Below are 20,121 nucleotides of genomic sequence, written 5' to 3' on the forward strand. Positions count from 1 at the left end.
GCGCCCCGTTAACCACGATTGCCAGTGGTCTAATAAAACCGCACACGCATTAGCCGAGTTGCTCCGCAAGCCCGACGATGATGCCCTCAGGCCCACGAACATAGGCGAGCCGGTACGATGTTTCGTACTGCATCTGGCCAATCAATTCGGCGCCATGGGCTTGCATCTGTGTCACGAGCGCATCGATGTCATCGACGGCAAACATGATGCGACGAAGACCCAGGGCGTTCATTGGTGTGTCCACGGGGCCAAACCGAACGGCCTCCGGGGTGTGGAACTTGTCCAGTTCAATGCCCTGTCCGTCGGCGGTGCGCAGCATCGCGAGGGTGGCTCGCACGTTGCCCAGCCCAATGAGGCTGCCGACAGCAGCCCCTTCAACGGTGGTTTGGCCTTCGAGCGTGAGACCCAACGCGATAAAGAATGCCTTCACCGCTTCGAGATCGTCGACAACGATCAGGACGTTGTCCATGCGCTTGATGGCCATGTCCTTCGCTCCCTGTTTTTAAACGAAGTCGCGTAGCCTGGCGCTAGCGACGATAGTAGCGGCGATCGTCGTCGTAGCGGTAGCGCGTGTCCCGGTCGCGGTGGCGCTCCCAATAGCGGTGGCGTTCGGCTTCCCGGCGGGCTTGCTCTCTGCGCCACTGGGCCCTGCGCCATTCGTCTCGACGCCATTCGTCCCGGCGATCGTGCCAACGACCGTCGTGCCAGTATCGATCGTCATGGGCAAGCAACGCTCCTGGCTGCTTGTCGGCCGTGCTGGCCAAGGTCGGCCAGGGGGTGTCGGCGGCCCGCACGGGCGCCTGGACGGCTGTGACTGGGGGGGCGGAAACAGGGGTTGAAGTCTTCATCTGTGTTGCTGATGCCGAGCCCATTGCCGCGAACGCGAACAGGCCGAGGAGCACCATCCGTGGGACATGGAATTTCATGAGCGAAGACAACCTCTGATTGGCAATTGGACGTGTGGCCATCTGGCTGCGCGAAGCCTGCGGGTTCGCGCCTACCGAGCGGATGAGCCTATCCAAATAGACCGACAATCAAGGAAAAGTTCTAGGCAGGCGTTGCAATTAGTGCAACGCCCGCCAGAGCGCCATGGCGTCGCTCAATCAGAATTGTTCAGCGCGCAGGCCATACAACGAGTCGCTACCTGCCCGAATGGATTGCTCAAGGCTCAAGGTGCGTGGAAGCAAGCGCTGGAAGTAAAAGTCGGCGGTGGCGATTTTCGCGTCGTAGAAATCTTCGTCTTCGCTGCGTTTTTGCCGCGCAACCTGAGCCATGCGCGACCAGAGCCAGGCGTAGGCGACGTAACCGAACAGGTGCAAATACTCCACCGACGCCGCGCCGACTTCGTTGCGGTTGCTTGCCGCTCTGTCGTGGAGCCAGTCGCTGATGTCCTCCAGCCGCTGCACGACATCCAGCAGTTGCGTGGCATAGGGGGCGTCAGGCTGTGCGGCGAAGCGGCGGATCTCGCCGGTGAACTGGCGCAGTGCGAGGCCTTTGTCGGCAAGTACTTTGCGCCCGAGCAGATCCAGTGCCTGGATGCCATTGGTGCCTTCGTAGATTTGCGCGATGCGCACATCACGAACCAATTGTTCCTGGCCCCATTCGCGAATGTAGCCGTGGCCGCCGAAAACCTGCTGGCCATTGATGCAGCTTTCCAGGCCGCTGTCGGTAAAAAATGCCTTGGCCACGGGCGTCAGCAGCGCCACCAGGACCTGCGCACTGTCGCGCTCGCCGGCATCAGCGGAAAACTTCGCCAGGTCCAGTTGTTGCCCGACATAGCTGGCGAACGCGCGGCCGCCTTCGGTCATGGCTTTCATGCCCAGCAGCATGCGCCGCACATCCGGGTGAACGATGATCGGGTCGGCCGGTTTGTCCGCCGCCACGGCGCCCGTGGGGGCCCGACTCTGAAGGCGTTCACGCGCGTAGGCGACGGCACTCTGGTAGGACGCCTCGGCGCAGCCGATGCCCTGAATGCCGATGGACAGGCGTTCGTAATTCATCATGGTGAACATCGCCGCCAGGCCTTTGTTCTCTTCACCGATCAACCAGCCACTGGCACCGTCGAAGTTCATCACGCAGGTGGCTGAGGCCTTGATGCCCATCTTGTGTTCGATCGAGCCGCAACTCACGGCGTTGGCACCGCCAAGCGAGCCGTCGGCATTGACCAGCACTTTAGGCACGACGAACAGCGAAATGCCTTTCGGACCCGCCGGTGCATTCGGCAGTTTGGCCAGTACCAGATGAACGATGTTTTCGGTCAGGTCCTGGTCGCCCCCGGTGATGAAGATCTTGCTGCCGGTGATCTTGTAGCTGCCGTCAGCCTCAGGTTCGGCGCGGGTGCGGATCAGCCCAAGGTCGGTGCCTGCATGGGCTTCGGTCAGGCACATGGAGCCGGCCCAGCGGCCTTCATACATCGGTGGCAGATAGAGATTTTTCAGGGTGTCGCTGGCGTGGGCATCCAATGCCAGGCAGGCGCCAGCGCTCAAGGCCGAATACAGCGCAAAACTTGAGTTGGCGCCATAGAGCATCTCTTCGAATTGCACGGCCAGCATTTTTGGCATGCCCATGCCACCGAATTCGGCGTTGCCGGACAGTCCTACCCAGCCGCCTTTGATGTAGGTTGCGTAAGCCTGTTTGAAACCGCTGGGGGTGCTGACTCGCCCCTCATGCCACTGTGCGCCTTCTTCGTCGCCGCTACGATTGAGGGGCGCAATCAGGTGCTCGGTGACTTTTGCCGCCTCCTCAAGAATGGCATCCGCGGTGTCCGCGTCGATGCTGTCGGCCAAGGCGGGCAGGCGCGCCCACAGGGCCGGGGCCTCGAACACTTCGTGCAGCACAAAGCGCAAGTCACGCAGGGGGGCTTTGAATTCTGGCATAACGTAAACCTCGTTGGGACGGTTGTGTCACGGGCACAGCCGAATGTGGCCTGCACGACCCCCAAGCAGCAGGTGCAGACCTGCTGCTTGATGCAAGCAGGGTAGAAGGGATTAGAGCGCCTTGGCCCGGTCGCGCAGCACGAACTTCTGGATCTTGCCAGTGGACGTCTTGGGCAAGAGCGTGAAGATCACGGTGCGCGGGACCTTGAACCCGGCCAGATGCTCACGGCAGAAAGCGATGATGTCAGCCTCTCGAACGTCCTGGTGATCCGCCTTCAAGGTGATGAAGGCGCAGGGCGTTTCGCCCCATTTCTCATCGGGACGGGCGACCACGGCGGCTTCCATCACAGCGGGATGGCGATAGAGCACGCCTTCGAGCTCAATGGTGGAGATGTTCTCGCCACCGGAGATGATGATGTCCTTGAGTCGGTCCTTGATTTCGACGTACCCGTCGGGATGCCAGACCGCCAGGTCACCGGTGTGGAACCAGCCACCTTCGAACGCTTCGGCAGTGGCGGTCGGGTTCTTCAGGTAGCCCTTCATCACCGTGTTGCCGCGCAGGAAAATCTCACCGATCGTCTGGCCATCGCGCGGGGTTGGTTCCAGCGTTGTGCAGTCGCCGACCATCACGCCTTCCAGTGTCGGGAAGCGCACACCCTGTCGCGACTTGATTTGCGCCCGCTGCTCCAGGGGTAACTCATCCCATTCGGCGTGCCAGGCGCAGACCGTCACCGGGCCATAGGTTTCGGTCAGGCCAAATACGTGCGTGACCTTGATGCCCATCTCTTCGACGGCACCGATCACTTTGGCCGGTGGCGCAGCGCCCGCGACCAAGGCATTGACCGGGTGATCGATGGCCGCTTTCGCCGACTCCGGCATATTGACCAATGCATTGAGCACGATCGGCGCACCGCACAGGTGAGTGACCTGATGCTCGCGGATCAACGTGAGGATTCTCTGCGGGTCGACCCGGCGCAGGAACACGTGCACGCCTGCCAGGGCCGTGATGGTCCACGGGTAGCACCAGCCGTTGCAATGGAACATTGGCAACGTCCAGAGGTACACCGGATGATTGCCGATGGCCCAGGTCATCTGGTTGCCCAGAGCACTCAGGTAAGCGCCGCGATGGTGGTAGACCACCCCCTTGGGATTGCCGGTGGTGCCTGACGTGTAGTTCAGCGAAATGGCCTGCCACTCGTCGAGCGGCCATTTCCAGTCAAACGCCGGGTCGCCTTCGGCCAACAGCGCTTCGTAGTCCAGGTCGCTCGCGGCCTGGCCTTCGCCGTATTCCGGGTCATTGACGTCGATCACCAGGGGTGGGTGATCGAGCATGCCAAGCGCCGCCTTGATCACGTCATGGAACTCGCGGTCGGTGATCAGCACTTTGGCTTCGCCATGCTGGAGCATGAATGCGATCGCTTCGGCATCCAGCCGGACGTTGAGCGGGTTGAGCACGGCACCGATCATCGGCACGCCGAAATGCACTTCCAGCATCTCGGGAATGTTGGGCAGCATCACCGCCACCGTGTCGTCCTTGCCGATGCCTCGACCGGCCAGCGCCGAGGCCAGGCGGCGGCAACGGGTGTAGGTCTGGGCCCAGGTACGGCGAATCGAACCGTGGATAACGGCGGGGTGGTTCGGGTAGGTACTGGCGGTGCGCTCGATGAAACTGAGCGGCGAGAGGGCAATGTGATTGACAGCCGAAGGGCCCAGGCCCTGGTCATAGATAGACATGTACGGATACTCGTTGGCTGATTGTTAGCTCTATGGCTGACCTGGCGGCGTAGTCGCCGAGGTCACCTTCTAAGTCCGGATGACGTTATATAATATTTTGTCTGTTATATGGAAGTACAACCTAAGCACTATAGTATATGTACTATATGTGATTCTTCTGATTCTGAGTCGACGCCACCGACCTTCCAAGTTGGTATAGGCTTGGTTTCCCTGACAAAGTGGGCGCGTAATGACCGTTACTCCCGTTCGATTGCACAGTTGGTTGCGCCTGCAGCGCGAGAGTGTGTCCCTGGCCGCCCGGGCTGATGCGTTGTGTCTGGCGCTGCAGGACTGTCCCGAAGTGCAGCGGGCGGTGTACCTGAGTTGGCAGCCGCCTTCGCGAATCTACCGCCATGAGGGCACGGCCCAGCAGTTTCCACCGGGACTTGGCGACCCTGCGCTGGCCAGCGACCAATTGCTCTTCGATCTTCTGGCAGACACAGGGCGCCTGGCCCTGGCTGAAGTGCGTCAACTCGATTGCTGGTTGTCCGGCCGGTTGCGCCGGGCCGCGATAAGCCATGGCCAGGTGTTCGACCTGGCCTTGACGCCCGGGCAGCCGGGCTTGTTGCTGGTGCAAGTGCGCGAGGGCGTGAGTCTCGATTGGCTGGGATGGGTCCAGGATTTGCTGACGACGCTGCTGAGCAGTGTCAACGGCATGCTGCGTGGTTCGCCTCTGCTGGGCCTCGACCCGCAACCGAGCCTGTTGCTCGACGCGCAAGGTCGACCGCTGGAGTTCAACGCGGCACTGATGGCGCTGCTCGCGGAAAAATCGCTGGGCGATGTGCTGGGTTTTTTACCGGTCAATCACCGAGAGCTGGTGCGTGCCTGCCTGACCCAGCAACGGGCTGTCGAAGGCGTCGAGGCTCAGTTTGAGTCACAGGTCCTGATCTGGACTTTTATCCCCGACCCCCAGGAAAACCGGGTGCTCGCCCGTTGCCGCGACGCCACGGTGCAGGTGCTGGCAGAGCGTGAAGCGGCCACTGCACGACGGCTTTACCGGCTGATCATCGAAAACACCACCGACCTGATTTCCCGCCACACACCGGATGGGCGTGTGATCGATGCGTCACCGGCTTCCTGGACCTTGCTCGGCTATTGGCCCGAAGCACTGCGCGGGCAAATGGCCCAGGGCCTGTTCCATGGCCAGGACCTGGCCGGTCTCGTGCAGCGTGCGCGCGATGCGCTGGAGCAGGATGGTTATCACACCATGACGTACCGCATCCGCCATCGCGACGGCCATTACCTGTGGTTCGAAACGGCCAGCCGGGCGATCCGGGAAACCTACACCGGCGCGGTGGTTGAAATCGTCTGCGTGTCCCGTGACGTTACGGCCCGCGTGCAGGCCGAGGAGAATAAGCGACGCTTGGCCGAAGTGGTCGAGGCCAACATCGATCCGGTGTTGTTCATCGCTCCCGGGGGCCTGGTCACTTACCTCAATCCAGCCGCACGCCGCATCCTCGGGATTGATGAGCAACAACCCATGCCGGCCCTGGCTACATTGTTCGCCAGCGCTGACCTTGCGCGCCTGCAGCGCGACGGTTGGCGCAGCGCCGAGCGCGACGGTGTCTGGAGCACCGATGCGCGCCTGCAACCACCGGACGGCGGCACATCGGTGCCGGTGTCGCTGGTGTTGCTGGCGCACCGTTCCGCCAGCGGCGAGCGCTATTACTCGTTGGTCGCGCGTGACATGACCGAGCGCGAACTGCGCGAAGCGCAACAGCGGCGTCATCAGGATGAACTGGCGCACACCGCACGCCTGGTCACCCTGGGTGAACTGGCTTCGGGAATCGCCCACGAAATCAACCAGCCGCTGGCGGCCGTGGTCAATTATGCGAACGCGAGCCTGCGCTACCTGCAGACACTGGACTCCAATCCTCAAGCGGCAGCAAGAGTGACCCAGGGCCTGGAGCGCATTACCCATCACGCCACCCACGCCTCCGAAGTGATTCGGCGGCTACGCGCCTTTTTACGCAAGGGACAACGTCGCATGCAGGCGCTGAACCTGACTGACGTGGCCCGCGAAGCCGTGCGTTTATGTGCCTGGGAGGCGAGCAATTGCCAAGTGACAATCGAGGATCGACTGCCGGATAATCTGCCGCCCGTTTATGCCGACCGCGTGTTGCTGGAACAGGTGCTGCTCAACCTGTTGCGTAACGCCATCGACGCCAACCGTGAGCAACATCCCGGGCAGCCTTCGGTGATCGTGATGACCGTGGGGCAGGGCAGTGGCACGTGCGTGGAGATCCATGTGCAAGATCAGGGGCCGGGCGTCAGCGAACCGCAACTTCAGCAGATCTTTACCCCCTTCTACACCAGCAAGGCCGATGGCCTGGGGCTCGGTCTGTCCATGAGCCGCAGCATCATCGAAGGTTTCGGTGGCGAATTGAATGCCTGGCGCCAGCCTGTCGGGCTGCTGATGTGTTGCCGCTTGCCGCTGGCCGGCCCAACAAAACAACAATAGGAATCAGGTAATGGCAGGTGTAACGGAGCAGGTGGTGTACGTGGTCGATGATGACCAAGGCATGCTCGAGTCGACGGTCTGGCTCCTGGAGTCGGTCGGGCTCAAGGCCCTGCCGTTCACCAGTGGTGTCGCGTTCCTCGATGCCTGCGATGCGAGCCTCGACGCCTGCGTGCTGCTGGATGTGCGCATGCCCGGTATGGGCGGCTTGAACGTGCAGGAAGAAATGCGCGTGCGCCAACTGAACCTGCCGATCATCTTTGTCAGCGGGCACGCGGATGTGCCGATCGTGGTGCGCGCGTTCAAGGCCGGCGCCCATGACTTTATCGAGAAGCCTTACAACGAACAGCTGTTGCTGGACAGCGTGCAACAGGCACTCAGCAACTGTGCCACCCACCGTTCGGGTAACCAGGGCCACGAAGCCTTGCAGGCGCGCTTGCTGACCTTGACCCCGCGCGAGCGCGATATCCTGTTGCCGCTGGTGCAGGGTTACACCACCCGCGAAATCGCCGAGCAACTGGGCGTGAGTGCAAAAACCGTCGACCTGTATCGCGCGCGCGTCATGAAACGCATGCAGGCCAATACGTTGCCGGACTTGGTGGGCATGGCCATCGCGGCGCAGATGGTCGATCCGCTGAAGTTGCGTTGAGCCCTCGCCCTGGCCAGCATCTGCTTGATTGCGCTTATCGACACGCCGCTGAGCCTGCCAGTGTTTTTCCTGCAATGTAGCCGAACGTCATGCCCGGCCCGAGGGTAATGCCGCCGCTGGGGTAACGGCCGTTCATGATGCTGTTCATGTCATTGCCCACGGCGAACAGTCCTGGAATCGGCGCTTGATTGTCGTCCAGCACCCGGGCACAGGCGTCGGTGTGCAGCCCGGCGAAGGTGCCGAGGCTGCCAGGCACCAGCTTCACGGCGTAGAAGGGGGCTTGGCGCAGGCTGCCAAGGGACGGGTTGGGACCGTGGAGGATTTCCCCCTGGTTTTTGTTGTACAGCGACTCACCGCGACGAAATTGTGGATCGCAGCCTTTCTCGGCAAACTGATTGAACGTATCGACCGTGGCCTGCAGTTGCTGCGCATCGATCCCACACTGGCGTGCCAGTCCTGCCAGGGTCGAGTCCTTGAACAGATAGCCCATGCGCACATAGGACGCTGTCGGGAAGGGAAAGGGCCTGGACCAGCCCAGGCCATAGCGCCGCTGGGCGCGATGGTCGCAAATCAACCAGGACACCGGGGGTTCTCCCGATCCGCAGGCATCGAACAGTGCGCACATGTAGTCATGGTAGGAGTCTGCTTCGTTGACGAAGCGTCGACCATCACGGCGCACGGCGAGAAAACCCGGTTTCGCCCGATCCATCAGATGGGGAAAGCCACTGAAACCGCCGTCCTCGCGCGGCACGCGAGACACCGGTGCCCACGCCGCGGCCTGCGCCAGGTCGCAGGCGACGCGAGCGCCGACGCTTTCAGCCAGGCGCAAGCCATCGCCGGTATTGCCCTTGGGCGCAGCGCTCAAGTGTGCGCTGCCATCAGGGGCGTGGGCGAACTGCTGGGCAATACGTTGCCGGTCGTGGGGGAAGCCGCCGCAGGCCATCACCACACCCCGTCGTGCACGAATCTCGAGCAGGCCTGCGCCGCGGTCGATACGCGCGCCGACCACATGTTGGTCCTCGCGCAGCAGCTCACCTACCCGTGTATCGGTCAGCAGGCGGACGTTGCGATCCAGGGCGCTTTTCAACAGCCGGGCGACCAGGGCATTGCCGTTCACCAGGTGCATGCCCCGGCCGTGGCACATCAGGTCCCGGGCATGGCGCAACAGGCGTTTGCCGACATACAGCAGTGAGCTTGCCGAGCGGGTCGCATTGAGGAAGTGGTTGAGATCGGCGCCGCCGGCAATGCCCATTCCGGCAAGGCTGATGAGGTCCAGCGGACGCCGAAGCTTGTCGATCCACGGACCCAGTCGACGACCATCGAATGGCAGGGCGCAGAGCGAGCGGCCGCCTCGGGCATGACCTTCGCTGGCATGAAAGTCAGGCATCTTGCTGCCGGAGAAAAATTGCACTTCGGTATGGCGCTGAAAAAACTCGACCATCTTCGGGCCCTGCTCGAGGAACATCTCCATGCGCGGGTCGAGCACATCGCTGTGCAGCTCGTTGCGCAAATAGATTCGCGCCTGTTCGAGCTCCTCCACGACGCCTTCGGCGACTGCCAACGGATTGCGTGGGACCCACAGCCAGCCGCCCGACCAGGCACTCGTGCCGCCGAGCACCGGCTCTTTTTCCACCACGATGACGTCGAGGCCGAGCTCGGCACAGGTGACGGCAGTCGCCAGGCCCGAGGCGCCGGAACCGATGACCAGGACATCACAGATAAGGTCGTCGACATTCATCGACGGCAAGACGCTCATGGCGACCTCCATATTTGGGCTTTTCACTGTAGGAGCATGCTCGCTCCTACAGGGGACGGTTATTGCAACGGTGAAAAGTCGGTCGGGCGCAGCAAGCGCGACTCCAGCGTCACCACGGCGTCGAGCGCCTTGTTCTGCCTGGCGAAGTCCTGCCAGCGCGGATCGGCGGCCATGGCGTTGCGGCGGTTCATGCGATCGTCGAGGCTGGTATAGGCCCAGATGTGCACCACCTGGTTGACCTCGCCGATTTCGGTGGTGAAGAAACCGACCAGGTTGCCCAGGTGCTCTTGTTGCACGGCCAGTGCCGCGGTTTTGTACAGGGCCAGCCAGTCGCCAAGGCGGGTCGGTTTAATCGTGTAGGTGCGCAGTTCGTAGTACATGCGGAGCTCCAGTTTGGGCGTGTGGGTGTGTGTTGTGCTCAAGACGGGCGGCGATATCACTGGCGGCGAGGTAGCCGAAGGTGATGCCCGGGCCGAGGGTGATGCCGGGGCCTGGGTAGGTGCCGTCCATGATCGAATTCATTTCATTGCCGGCGGCGTACAGGCCGGGGATCGGTGCACCGCTGCGGTCGAGCACGTTGGCCTGGCCGTTGGTGACCAGTCCGCGGGCAGAGCCGAGGTCGCCGGTAAACAGGCGAATGGCGTAGAACGGCGCCTTGTGCAACGGCTTCAGGCACGGGTTGGGTCCATGGAGCGGGTCACCCATGTAGCGGTTGTAGGCGCTGCTGCCTTTGCCGAACTGCCGGTCGACGCCAAGCACTGCATCGGCGTTGAACTGCGTCAGGGTCTGCTCCAGGGCCGTGGCATCGATGCCCGCGATAAGGGCCAGTTCGGCGAGGCTGTCTGCGCGCAGCAGGTAACCGGCTTCGATCAATGCGCTGTTGTCGACCGGCCGCGGACGGGCCAGGCCCATGCCGTATCGGTTCAAGGCTTCGCTGTCACAGATCAGCCAGCAGGGCGCATTCGCGCCGCCGTTGGCGAACATGCCTTGGACGAAGCAGTGATAGGAGTCCGACTCGTTGACGAAACGTCGTCCGGCGCGGTTGACCGCGATCACACCGGGTTTGGCCCGATCGGTCACCAGGTGCGGAAAACGCTCGAGGCTGCCGTCGGCCTTGCGCAGGACCGAAACCGGCGCCCAGAAGAAGTTTGCCGACAGGTTGTCGCCAATCGCTGCGTTGACCGCAGCGGCCAGTCGTTGTCCGTCCCCCACATTGGCCGCCGGGGACATGCTCCAGTGTTCCGAGTCGGTCGCTGGCCGCTGCGCCGCGGCTTGGGCGCCGGCGGCAAATCCGCCCATGGCCAATACCACACCGCCCTTGGCCAATACCTTGCGGGTTTGTCCGCGCCAGGTGATCTGCACGCCGTCTACGCGTCCCTGTTCGATCAGCAACGCGTCGGGCGTCGCCTCGAGCCACAAGTCGACGCCATTGGCGAAGGCGGTGGTCGCCAGCCGGGCGATCAAGGCATTGCCCACGGTCAGGCGCGTACCGCGTGGATGGCTGAGGCGATCGATAGCATATCGGCCCATCAGTTTCAGGCAGTGCCAGAGCGATTGCGGCGAGCGCTTGAAGCTGAGGAAGTGCTGGATGTCGACACGATTGACCATCATGCCGCCGAACAGCAGCATGCCGTCCGGTGGCCGCTTCAAGTCTTTGAAGTGCTCACCGAGCTTGCGCCCGTCGTACTCGTCGATTTCCAGGGCGCGACCGGTTTGCGTGCCACCGGGCAAGTCCGGGTAATAGTCGGGCGACAGTGGCCGCAGGCTGTATTTGAGTTCGCTGTGGGCCTGCAGAAAACTCAAGGCTTCGCGGCCATTGTCGATGAAGGCGTCGATCAGCGCCGGGTTGTAGCCAGCCCCGATCACCTCCTTGAGGTAGCGGCGCATTTCGTCGGCGCCCAGGTGATACCCGGCGGCCCGGGCCTGATCAGTGTCGTGCAGCCAGACCGCGCCACCGGAGATCGCCGAGGTGCCGCCAAAGGTTTCGGTCTTTTCCACCAGCAAGACCTGGAGGCCGCGGCAACTGGCGGTCACCGCCGCGGCGAAACCGGCGGCGCCGCTGCCCAGGACAATCACGTCGTAGACCCGGTCGGCACCGGCAGGGAGCTGGGTAGTCGTCATGTTCATCGTCTATCGCCTGTTAAGGACACGGCCGCAGATCAGATCTGCAGCGGTGTTACGCCCATGAAGTGGCCGAGGTTGCCCAGTTGCGCCAGGGCCATTTGCGGGCCGGTCTGGATCGCACAGCCACGCCCTTGGGCGAAGACGAGAAACGGCGTCAGCGCTGGCGAAGTCACGACATCGGCAACCAGCGTCGACGCTTGCAAGCTTTGCATCAGGCCTTGCGGCAATGGCAGCGGACCTTCCTCGCTGGTGGCGCCCATGCCGACCGGCGAGGCGTTGACCACCAGATCGAACTGCTCAAGCGAGGTGGGATTGGCGCTGATCACTGTCTCGGGAAACGTGTCGCGCAACAGTTCGCCGAGCATCTCGACGCGCTCCGCGCTCAAGTCGCTGATGACCAGATGACGGATCCCGGCCTGGCACAGTGAATAAGCAATCGCACTGCCGACACCGCCGGTGCCGATCACCAGCGCCTGTTTGTCTTGCGGATTGAAACCCTGCTGGCGCGCCGCACTGAGAAAACCTTCGCCGTCGACGATATCGCCCACCAGCCGGCCGTCGGCCTCGCGCCGGATCACGTTGACCGAACCCAGCGCCGCCGAGCGCGCACTGACACTGTCCAGGCGGCCGGCCAGTAGCTGTTTGTAGGGGACGGTGACCACGCAGCCGCGCAGGTTCTGCCAGCCACGCAAGGTCTCGACGAAGTTCTGCAGGGCGCTCGGCGCAAGGTCGATGGCCAGCATGGCAACGTTTTGCCGGTGTCCAGCGAACCAGTGGTTGAAGTTTTCCGGCGATTTGACCTGTGTCACAGGCGAGCCGACGATGGCGACCAGTTCAGTCGAACCCTGGATCATTTGATGTACCCGCTTATTGGCTGTGTTGTGGGGCCGATAGTGCGAGTGGGGAGGGGAGCGGACAATCAGGCTGCCAGGCGTTTAAGTTGATAATCGCATCAGCAGTGCGATAATCGCATTACTTGCCTGAATTAGAGTCGTCGCGATGAAGCAGCCCACCATCCATCAACGGGACCTGATCGTCGGCCTGCAAAAGGGCCTGGCGTTGTTGCAACTGTTTTCCCAGGAACATCCGCGCCTGAGCGTGCCGGAGGTGGCGCGCATGGCCGACATGACGCAGAGCGCTGCCCGGCGTTTTTTGCTGACGCTGGTGCATGACGACTTCGCGCAGACCGATGGTCGTTTCTACTGGCTGACCGCCAAGACCCTGCGCATTGGCCAGGCCTATGTCGATTCGGCCGTGCTGCCGCGCATGCTGCGGCCGATCGTCGAACAGGTGGCGCGTACCACCCAGGAGCATGTGTCGGTGGGCATTCGCGACGGGGATGACATCGTGCATGTGGTGCGCAGCCGCTACAGCCACATCACCTCGATGTCGATCCGGCCTGGCTCACGGGTGCCCATGTATTGCACCGGCAGTGGCCGGCTCTGGCTGGCGAGCTTGTCTGGCGAAGCGCTGGACGGGTATTTCGCACGCAACCCGCCCCAGGCGATTACCCCCTACACGCTCACCGATGAAAAACAGATCCGCGCCGAAATCGCCTTGGCGGCGCAGCGTGGCTACGTCCTGGTGGATCAGGAATACGAAGTGGGCATGCGGGTGCTGAGCGTGCCATTGATTGATCGCGAAGGGCAGTTGCAGGCCACCTTGACGCTCACCACCCATGCATCGCGAATGACCGTGGAGCAAATGCGCGAACGTTATTTGTCTGCATTGTATGAGGGTCAGGCGTTGCTGCGGCCGATCATGACGTTGTAGGGCGATGGTGTTGCCTGTGGGGAGGGTTGCGATTGATCCGACTTGGTCGGTTGATAAGGGCAGCTATCGGCCAACAGCAGCCATTAGGGTTGTCCAAACCACCCCAAAAGAGGGGGCAAACGTAAGTCGGATACTGGCATAACAGGATATGACCATGGCGGTCATTTTCCACTGCATTCGACGGAGATTTCCATGCCCTCGCGTTTACCTTTCATACTTCGCGCGACCGCCGTGAGCTGGCTGGTGACGGCCTGTTTACAGACACCGATCACACTCGCGCAAACCGACTCCACATCTCAAACGCCTGTTATCACTGACCAGGATATCAGCGATGCGTATATCTACCTGTACAGCCGCTTGCTGGTGGCTCGTCAGCAACAGTTGGACTTCAAGGATGGTATGCAGTGGAACACCTTGAGCCATCACAAACCCGGCGCGGTGGATTGGCCCAATCCCAATGTGGATGTGGCTTATTCCGAGACCTGGGTAGCAATAGATGAGCATAGTTGTACGCTGGTTACGGTGCCGAAGATCAATGGCCGTTACTACACAGTGCAGTTTCTTAACGGCTGGGGCGAGACGCTGGCGAACATCAACGAGCGTATGTACCCCAAACATCCGAACGGCGAGTTCGCGGCCTGTTTGCAAGGCGCCAAGGTCAATCTGCCTGCCAAAACCCAGCGGGTCGACCTCCCGACGCGTACCGCGCGGGTGCTGACTCGCGTCGAGTTGGGCAGCGACTGGAGCGAGGCCGAACGCCTGCAGCTCGAATTCAAGATGCGCTCGACCGGCTCTCCGCGACCGCCAGAGATTGCGCAGACCCTGATGTTTCAGGGGCAGCAATTGCCAGGCGTGGAGGTTTTCGATTCAGCCACCGTCGCGTTGCAAGAGCCTGATCTGAATCCTGGGATGGAGCCGTTGCAAGTCAAAGTCCGCGCCATCGCCGCGGCTGTCGCCGATCCTGATGAGCGGGCACGCATCGACAAGTCGATCCACTCCCATACCTTCGCCGACCTCGCCAAGGCTTCGCCATTAATGGGCCACGGCACTGTCAAGAATGGTTGGGGCCGCCCCTCTACCTCCGGCACCTATGGCAGTGACTACCTGACCCGTACCTTGGTGAACTATGGTGGAATTTGGGCCAACACCCAGAAGGAAGTGGTCTACTACCGGGGCTGGCTGGACGAGAACAGCAAACCGCTGGAGAGCACGCAGAGCTATTCGGTGACTTTCCCCGCCGACCAACTGCCAGCATCGATGGTGAATTACTACTGGTCGATCACTGCCACGGATTCCAAGAATTTCCGCGTTCTTCCCAATCCGCAGAACCGCTTTGCGATCAATAGCCACTCGCCGCTGACGTACAACAAGGACGGTTCCCTGACCCTGCACTTCGCTCCCACAAAACCGCAAGACGTCGCAGATGGAAACTGGCTGCCCACCTCTCCGGGCCAGAACTATCGTTTGATCTTCCGTTTCTACGGGGCTAAGGGTGAGGTGATTCATGGCGAATACTTCCCACCGGCAATCAAGCATTCCTGATCTGTGCCAACGCGGCCGTTGACTGCAATCGATTGCTGCGTGTGCTTTGGGCAGCAATCGACCCAATGTAGTCATTGGCAAATGTCTGCAATGGGTCGTTTTGAGCCGGTCACGACAGGCGGAAAACGGTCAACTGCTGCCCATCGTGAGAGGCAGTAGTTGACCCGAAGCGGCCATCTGAATACGACAATAAAGCTACTGAGCCAATGTCTTCGACATGATGATCGTACGCTCGGACTCGTGAAATACGTCTCGGACTTTTTTAAAGCAAAGCGAAGCATAAAAGCCTTCAGCAGTGATGGAAGAGGGAATGCGCAGCTCGTTGATTCCTCCGGCTATGGCGATTGATTGAATTCTTGTCATCAGCTGACGTCCGATGCCCCTTCCTTGATAGGCAGGTTCGACAAACACACTTCGCACAACGTCCTGTTCAAGACTGGCCGTTGCAACGACATGATTTCCGAATGTTGCTACGAACACCTGACGTTGCATCAACAAACGAAGGATCGCCAGTGGTGAAAAGCTTTGCTCCACTTGATTGATAACTTCGGATGAATAGTCCTGAGCATTAGACCCTCGCAGGGTGCCAATGATGACCCGACTGGGCATCCGCATCCATTGCATTGCGAATTAGGTAATCCATTTAAAATTTTCCTTCCATGTGATTACTCGAGCGTAATGAGATGCAGCCTTGTCCGCTCCATGAAGGGCCGCATCCGGCCGTTTGTACTGAATGAGCTTTAGAGCACCAAGAACTATTCATTCACCAACTGGATTACCGTCTTGCCCTTGCCGCGACCTTCCGCGACCTGGCGAAACGCCTCGTTGACGTCTGGCAGCTCAAAGTGCCGTTGATCCACGCGGATAGTCAGTTGACCAGCGTTGGCCAGCGCGGCGGCCTCGCGAAGGATAGCGCCGTGGTGTTCGCGCCCCTTGCCGGTGAGCAATGGCGCTAGGGTGAATACGCCGGAATAGGTTGCACTTTTGAACGACAACGGTGCCAGGCTGTGCTGCCCCCAACCCAGGCAGCTCAGCACGTGCCCGGTATAAGGCTTCACGGCCTTGAATGACGCATCCAACGTGCTGCCGCCTACGGTGTCGTAGACGATGTCGAAACCTTCACCAGCCGTATAATGCTCGACATAGTCCTCTACGCTCTGTGCCTGATAGTCGATGGCCGTAGCCCCCAGCGAGCGAATGAAGTCGAGACTCGCCGCCGAACCGGTGGCGTAGACATCGGCACCGCGAGCCTTGGCCAGTTGCACAGCCACTTGGCCGACCCCACCCGCGCCGCCATGAATCAGCACACGCTGACCGGCACGAACATTGGCACGATCGACCAAACCTTCCCATGCGGTAATGAATACCAAAGGCAATGCAGCTGCCTCACGCATGGCGAGAGTGTGCGGCTTTGGCGCGATGAGCCGGACATCCACGGCAATGTATTCGGCCATAGTCCCCTGAGCACCGCCGATCCCGCCGGGCATACCGAAGACTTCCTGGCCTTGGGTGAAACTCTCAACTGCCTCGCCCAGTTCGATGACCGTGCCGGCGAGATCAAGGCCGAGCACTGCTGGCAGCGCCTGGCGGGCGTGAGCCCCTGCGCCGGCGGCGATCTTGGTATCGAGAGGGTTTACCCCTGCGGCGTGAACCCTGACCAGCACCTGTCCCTTGCCGGGAACGGGGCGATCGATTTGGCGGACAGCCAGAGGGGCCTGGGCGGACTCGGCGATAGCGGCGAGCATGAAGTGATTCATGGCGGGGAACCTTTGATTGAGTGGACGCTTACAGATTGCCGCGCTTTCATCATTCCGATAAGAAACTAAATTTGCATATAACTTATTCCACAAAGAGGTCTAATCGCAGATGGACTTGTTCGACAGCATGCACATCTTTGTACGCGTCGTGGAGCGCGGGTCGTTTTCTGCGGTTGCTCGCGAGCTGAACATGGGGCAGCCGGCAGTGAGCAAGCAGGTTCGCGCTTTGGAGCAGTATCTGGGCGGGCCATTGTTCGCCCGCAGCACCCGGTACCTGGCCCTGACCGACCAAGGGCAACGCTTCTACAGCCACTGCCAGGAAATTCTCGGCCACCTCGAAGCCGCCACGCGCAGCTTTACCAGCGGTCAGGAGCAGATCGCCGGCCCTCTGCGAGTCGCCGCACCGGTCAGCTATGGGAGGTTGTGCATAGCACCGCTAATAGGGCCTTTCTTGCAACGCCATCCAGAGGTCCGGATTGATCTGCGCCTGAGCGATCACAACGAAGACCTGCTCAAGGAAAATATAGACCTGGCTATCCGGATTGGCGTGGTGAAGAGCGAGGGATTGGTGGCAGTGCCACTGGGTACCAGCACGCGGCGGGTCTATGCCGCGCCCACCTATCTGGATCGACACGGCCTGCCATGCGAGCCCCATGAACTGACAGGCCACAACTGCATCGGTTTCACATTGCTGGAGCATTACGACAGTTGGTACTTCACTAACGGTGCGAAAGAGCTCGATGTAGCCATCAAAGGCAACGTCACCAGCAACAGCAGCGAGGCCATTCGCGAAATGGTCCTCTGCGGCGTGGGTATTTCCCTTTCTCCAGAATGGCTCTTCGCAGCTGATGTCGAACAGGGCAGCGTTCGTATCGTGCTCGACGATTATCAGACCACCGCGCTTCCTGTCAGCGCTGTGCTCAGTCGGGAGCGGCGACGTTCAGCGCGGACGATGGCCTTCATCGATTTTCTCCGCGAGCGCTTAATGTAAAACCGCCTCGTCATCCACCGTCCGCTCTTGGTGGTCGCAGTTCGACCCAAAGCGGCCGGAGACAAGCCGCAAGATTCAGTCCGTAGAGGGCAGCATCAAACGCAGGCTGATAGTCACGAATGTTGAAAGAATCTTTCGGGTCGGCATGGGCCAAGGGAAGGAGAAAGTTTGTCGTCGATGATTTTCTCGCGGGTGATGAGCGTGAGAGCCGGGTCGATCGCAGGGTGATGCAGCAGAAAACGCAGCGGCCAGTGCAGTTCGAGATTACTGAACGAACACGGTCATCAATGATCACGACTGGCCAGCCGTGCAACCCATGGATTGGCACTCAGACCATGTAATAGCACACTGAGTAAAACGGTACAGACAGCAGTAGCCACCAAGGTACGACTTGCTTGCAGGGGGTAGGCCAATATCATGACGGCGAAGACAATACTGGCCAGGCCTCGCGGGCCGAACCAACCGATGAAGAGGCGAGTTTCGAAATCGAAGCGGGTTCCGACCAGGCTGATCAGCACGGGCAGTATGCGAATCATGGTCAGGCTGAGCACCGAGTAAAGCCAGATGTTGAGGGTGAGGCTGCTCCAGGCCCAAGGGATCACCAGTGCGCCAAATACGACCCAGGTAATGACCGATAACAGACTGGCGAACTCTTCGCTGGCCTTGAGCATCTGGTGCTTTTGCTCGGTAAACAGAAAACTTGCAAGCAACCCACCGACGAACGCGGCGATAAACCCGCTACCGCCTAGTGTTTGCGCTGTGGCAAAGCACAGGATGGCGAGCCCGGGCAGGGTCAACTGTGACCACACTGGCGTTTGCCACTGGTGTTTTACGGAGTAGCGCTGCAACCGCCAGGCGATGAGCGTCAGGGTAATACCGATGAGTGCACCGATGCCCAGTTCCTCGATCACTAACTCTAATGCCAGTGAGATAGGGGACCGTGTCTGTTCTTCGACCAGCAATGCCAAAAACATAAGCAACACTGGAACGCAGATTCCATCATTCAGCCCGCTCTCAACGTTTAACCCTTCACGCACGGACGCGGGAACCTGAGGGTTGCTCACAACCGCCTTACCGAGCGCAGCATCGGTGGGCGCCAGAAGGGTTGCCAGTATTGCCAGTTCCAACGGTGGGACCTGAGGGAACAGCCAGACGCCGACTAGCCAACCACCCGCTATGGTCAGCGGTAGCCCTATCATCAACAAGCGCAGTGGAAGCCCTTCATTGGCCCGAAGGACCTTCAGATCAGCGTTGGCCGCATCGCTGAACAGAACAATCGCCAGCGTCAGCTCAGCCAAGAACTTTAGGCCCTCCCTGTCAATCCGGAGTTGCAGAACGCCCAGGAATGCCGGGCCGAGAAGCAGGCCGGCAAGCATGAACATAAGCGGGCCATTAAGCAGGCGTGACTCGAAGCGCCCCGCAAATAGGCTGTAGGTAAGAAGGAAGGCGGCAAGCAGCGCCAAGTTCTGATACATCGACGACCTGCCTGTTAAGGGTGGGCAGATGTAGCACGCGACCTTGAAGTAAACACCTTCAGGGTAGCCCCATTTGCAGTTTCGTGGAGAACACCGGAACAATCGCAATGGTTCAGGTACCGACCCCGGACGGGGCTATCGGCTATTCGGGCCAGGCACCGATTGAAGGAATGCCTGGCAGCGGTGCGCCAAAGGGAGCGCCTACCGGGACGCTCTACAAAGAAACTGACTTAAAGTCGATGTTTTCAGACGTTCAAATCGGCACGGCTAAAACCGTTGCGCTGATAAAAGCGCTCCAGCTCACGGGCTTCCGGCTCCCTGCCGGTGAAAATCTTCAGGTACTCGGGGATGTAGCGCATCCGCTGGGCCAGGGGCTCCCGGGTTTTCATGCTGATGTAGCCGATTTGCGTGAGGTAGATCGAACGGGCGCGGGTTATCGCCGCATCGTGTTCAAAGCCGAAACGGTCGAACATCTGCCGCAATGCCTCGACGCGCTGCTCGTCAGCCTCGCCGATTTCCTGCGCCACTTCCGGTGATTGCAACGCCCAACTGCGCATGGCGAACTCGAACTGCGAGTCGAACAAATCGCTGTTCAGCCAGCAGTCGAAGACGTTGAGGATCGCCTCGGTGATGGACTCGGCATAGGCCTGGGATTTGGTCACCAGGTTGAAGGTGTTCTTGTTTTTCCATTGCTCGATCAAGGCGACGAGCAGGGCATCGCGGTCTTCGAAAAACCAGTAGAAGCTGGTGCGCGACAAATTCAGTTTTTTCGCCAGCGGCATCACTCGCACGGCATCGACGCCTGACTCGGTCAGACTTTCGTAGGCCGCATTGAGCCAGGCTTCCAGGGAGCCTCGGCCTGCCGGTTCCGCCGTTGAGGTGGTTGCTTTCATGGGCATTTCTTCCCTGCTGAAATTTGCTTTTCGTGGTCAACTGTACACCAGTGT

General features: G+C 60.6%; 16 protein-coding genes and 1 pseudogene. 5 read left to right on the forward strand and 12 right to left on the reverse strand.

Going from position 1 to position 20,121, the window contains the following annotated elements; all coding sequences use genetic code 11:
• Window positions 1–49: 49 nt before the first annotated feature.
• The 4 genes from PG5_RS28095 to PG5_RS28115 form a co-directional block, all read right to left on the reverse strand.
• Window positions 50–484: a VOC family protein gene (locus tag PG5_RS28095; protein ID WP_020800470.1), complete on the reverse strand. Its 435-nt coding sequence runs from the start codon at window positions 482–484 to the stop codon at window positions 50–52.
• Window positions 485–527: 43 nt separating this feature from the next.
• Complete coding sequence (locus tag PG5_RS33950; protein WP_080725400.1) at window positions 528–926, reverse strand: hypothetical protein; 399 nt, start codon at window positions 924–926, stop codon at window positions 528–530.
• Between the two features lie 177 nt (window positions 927–1,103).
• Complete coding sequence (locus PG5_RS28110) at window positions 1,104–2,876, reverse strand: acyl-CoA dehydrogenase C-terminal domain-containing protein (RefSeq protein WP_020800472.1); 1,773 nt, start codon at window positions 2,874–2,876, stop codon at window positions 1,104–1,106.
• Window positions 2,877–2,987: 111 nt separating this feature from the next.
• Window positions 2,988–4,610 carry an acyl-CoA synthetase gene (locus PG5_RS28115; RefSeq protein ID WP_020800473.1) on the reverse strand — a complete coding sequence of 541 codons (1,623 nt, stop codon included), beginning with the start codon at window positions 4,608–4,610 and terminating at the stop codon, window positions 2,988–2,990.
• Window positions 4,611–4,839: 229 nt separating this feature from the next.
• Here PG5_RS28115 and PG5_RS28120 point away from each other — a divergent pair, with 229 nt between their 5' ends.
• Together PG5_RS28120 and PG5_RS28125 are read left to right on the forward strand one after the other, a co-directional pair.
• Complete coding sequence (locus tag PG5_RS28120; protein WP_020800474.1) at window positions 4,840–7,110, forward strand: PAS domain S-box protein; 2,271 nt, start codon at window positions 4,840–4,842, stop codon at window positions 7,108–7,110.
• Window positions 7,111–7,120: 10 nt separating this feature from the next.
• Complete coding sequence (locus PG5_RS28125) at window positions 7,121–7,756, forward strand: response regulator transcription factor (RefSeq protein ID WP_020800475.1); 636 nt, start codon at window positions 7,121–7,123, stop codon at window positions 7,754–7,756.
• A 34-nt stretch (window positions 7,757–7,790) separates the two neighbouring features.
• Here the strand turns inward: PG5_RS28125 and PG5_RS28130 are convergent, their stop codons facing one another.
• Genes PG5_RS28130 through PG5_RS28145 form a run of 4 tightly spaced genes read right to left on the reverse strand, consistent with a single transcriptional unit; the run spans window position 7,791 to window position 12,490 of the window.
• Entirely contained in the window at window positions 7,791–9,512 is a 1,722-nt protein-coding gene (locus PG5_RS28130) for an FAD-dependent oxidoreductase (RefSeq protein WP_020800476.1), read from the reverse strand.
• Between the two features lie 59 nt (window positions 9,513–9,571).
• On the reverse strand, window positions 9,572–9,892 hold the full coding sequence (locus tag PG5_RS28135; RefSeq protein WP_020800477.1) for an NIPSNAP family protein: 321 nt from the start codon (window positions 9,890–9,892) through the stop codon (window positions 9,572–9,574).
• Window positions 9,861–11,639, reverse strand: coding sequence for an FAD-dependent oxidoreductase (locus PG5_RS28140; protein ID WP_020800478.1), 1,779 nt, complete (start codon window positions 11,637–11,639; stop codon window positions 9,861–9,863). The genes PG5_RS28135 and PG5_RS28140 overlap by 32 nt, the downstream gene beginning before the upstream one ends.
• A gap of 32 nt (window positions 11,640–11,671) precedes the next feature.
• Complete coding sequence (locus PG5_RS28145) at window positions 11,672–12,490, reverse strand: shikimate dehydrogenase (RefSeq protein WP_020800479.1); 819 nt, start codon at window positions 12,488–12,490, stop codon at window positions 11,672–11,674.
• Between the two features lie 145 nt (window positions 12,491–12,635).
• On the opposite strand from PG5_RS28145, the gene PG5_RS28150 reads away from it, so the two are divergent.
• Together PG5_RS28150 and PG5_RS28155 are read left to right on the forward strand one after the other, a co-directional pair.
• Window positions 12,636–13,409, forward strand: a complete 774-nt coding sequence (locus tag PG5_RS28150) for an IclR family transcriptional regulator C-terminal domain-containing protein (protein WP_020800480.1) — start codon at window positions 12,636–12,638, stop codon at window positions 13,407–13,409.
• 192 nt (window positions 13,410–13,601) lie between these two features.
• Window positions 13,602–14,951 carry a DUF1214 domain-containing protein gene (locus PG5_RS28155; RefSeq protein WP_020800481.1) on the forward strand — a complete coding sequence of 450 codons (1,350 nt, stop codon included), beginning with the start codon at window positions 13,602–13,604 and terminating at the stop codon, window positions 14,949–14,951.
• A 195-nt stretch (window positions 14,952–15,146) separates the two neighbouring features.
• On the opposite strand, the pseudogene PG5_RS28160 reads toward PG5_RS28155, so the two are convergent.
• Both PG5_RS28160 and PG5_RS28165 read right to left on the reverse strand, forming a co-directional pair.
• Window positions 15,147–15,594: pseudogene (locus PG5_RS28160) on the reverse strand (GNAT family N-acetyltransferase).
• 112 nt (window positions 15,595–15,706) lie between these two features.
• Window positions 15,707–16,708, reverse strand: coding sequence for a zinc-dependent alcohol dehydrogenase family protein (locus tag PG5_RS28165; RefSeq protein WP_020800483.1), 1,002 nt, complete (start codon window positions 16,706–16,708; stop codon window positions 15,707–15,709).
• A gap of 109 nt (window positions 16,709–16,817) precedes the next feature.
• On the opposite strand from PG5_RS28165, the gene PG5_RS28170 reads away from it, so the two are divergent.
• Window positions 16,818–17,699: a LysR family transcriptional regulator gene (locus PG5_RS28170; protein ID WP_020800484.1), complete on the forward strand. Its 882-nt coding sequence runs from the start codon at window positions 16,818–16,820 to the stop codon at window positions 17,697–17,699.
• Window positions 17,700–17,983: 284 nt separating this feature from the next.
• On the opposite strand, the gene PG5_RS28175 is transcribed toward PG5_RS28170, so the two are convergent.
• Window positions 17,984–19,174, reverse strand: coding sequence for a sodium:proton antiporter (locus PG5_RS28175; protein WP_042955806.1), 1,191 nt, complete (start codon window positions 19,172–19,174; stop codon window positions 17,984–17,986).
• Window positions 19,175–19,419: 245 nt separating this feature from the next.
• Complete coding sequence (locus tag PG5_RS28180; RefSeq protein ID WP_020800486.1) at window positions 19,420–20,067, reverse strand: TetR/AcrR family transcriptional regulator; 648 nt, start codon at window positions 20,065–20,067, stop codon at window positions 19,420–19,422.
• Window positions 20,068–20,121 lie beyond the last annotated feature (54 nt).

This window comes from Pseudomonas sp. G5(2012), assembly GCF_000408945.1.
GTDB lineage: Bacteria > Pseudomonadota > Gammaproteobacteria > Pseudomonadales > Pseudomonadaceae > Aquipseudomonas > Aquipseudomonas umsongensis.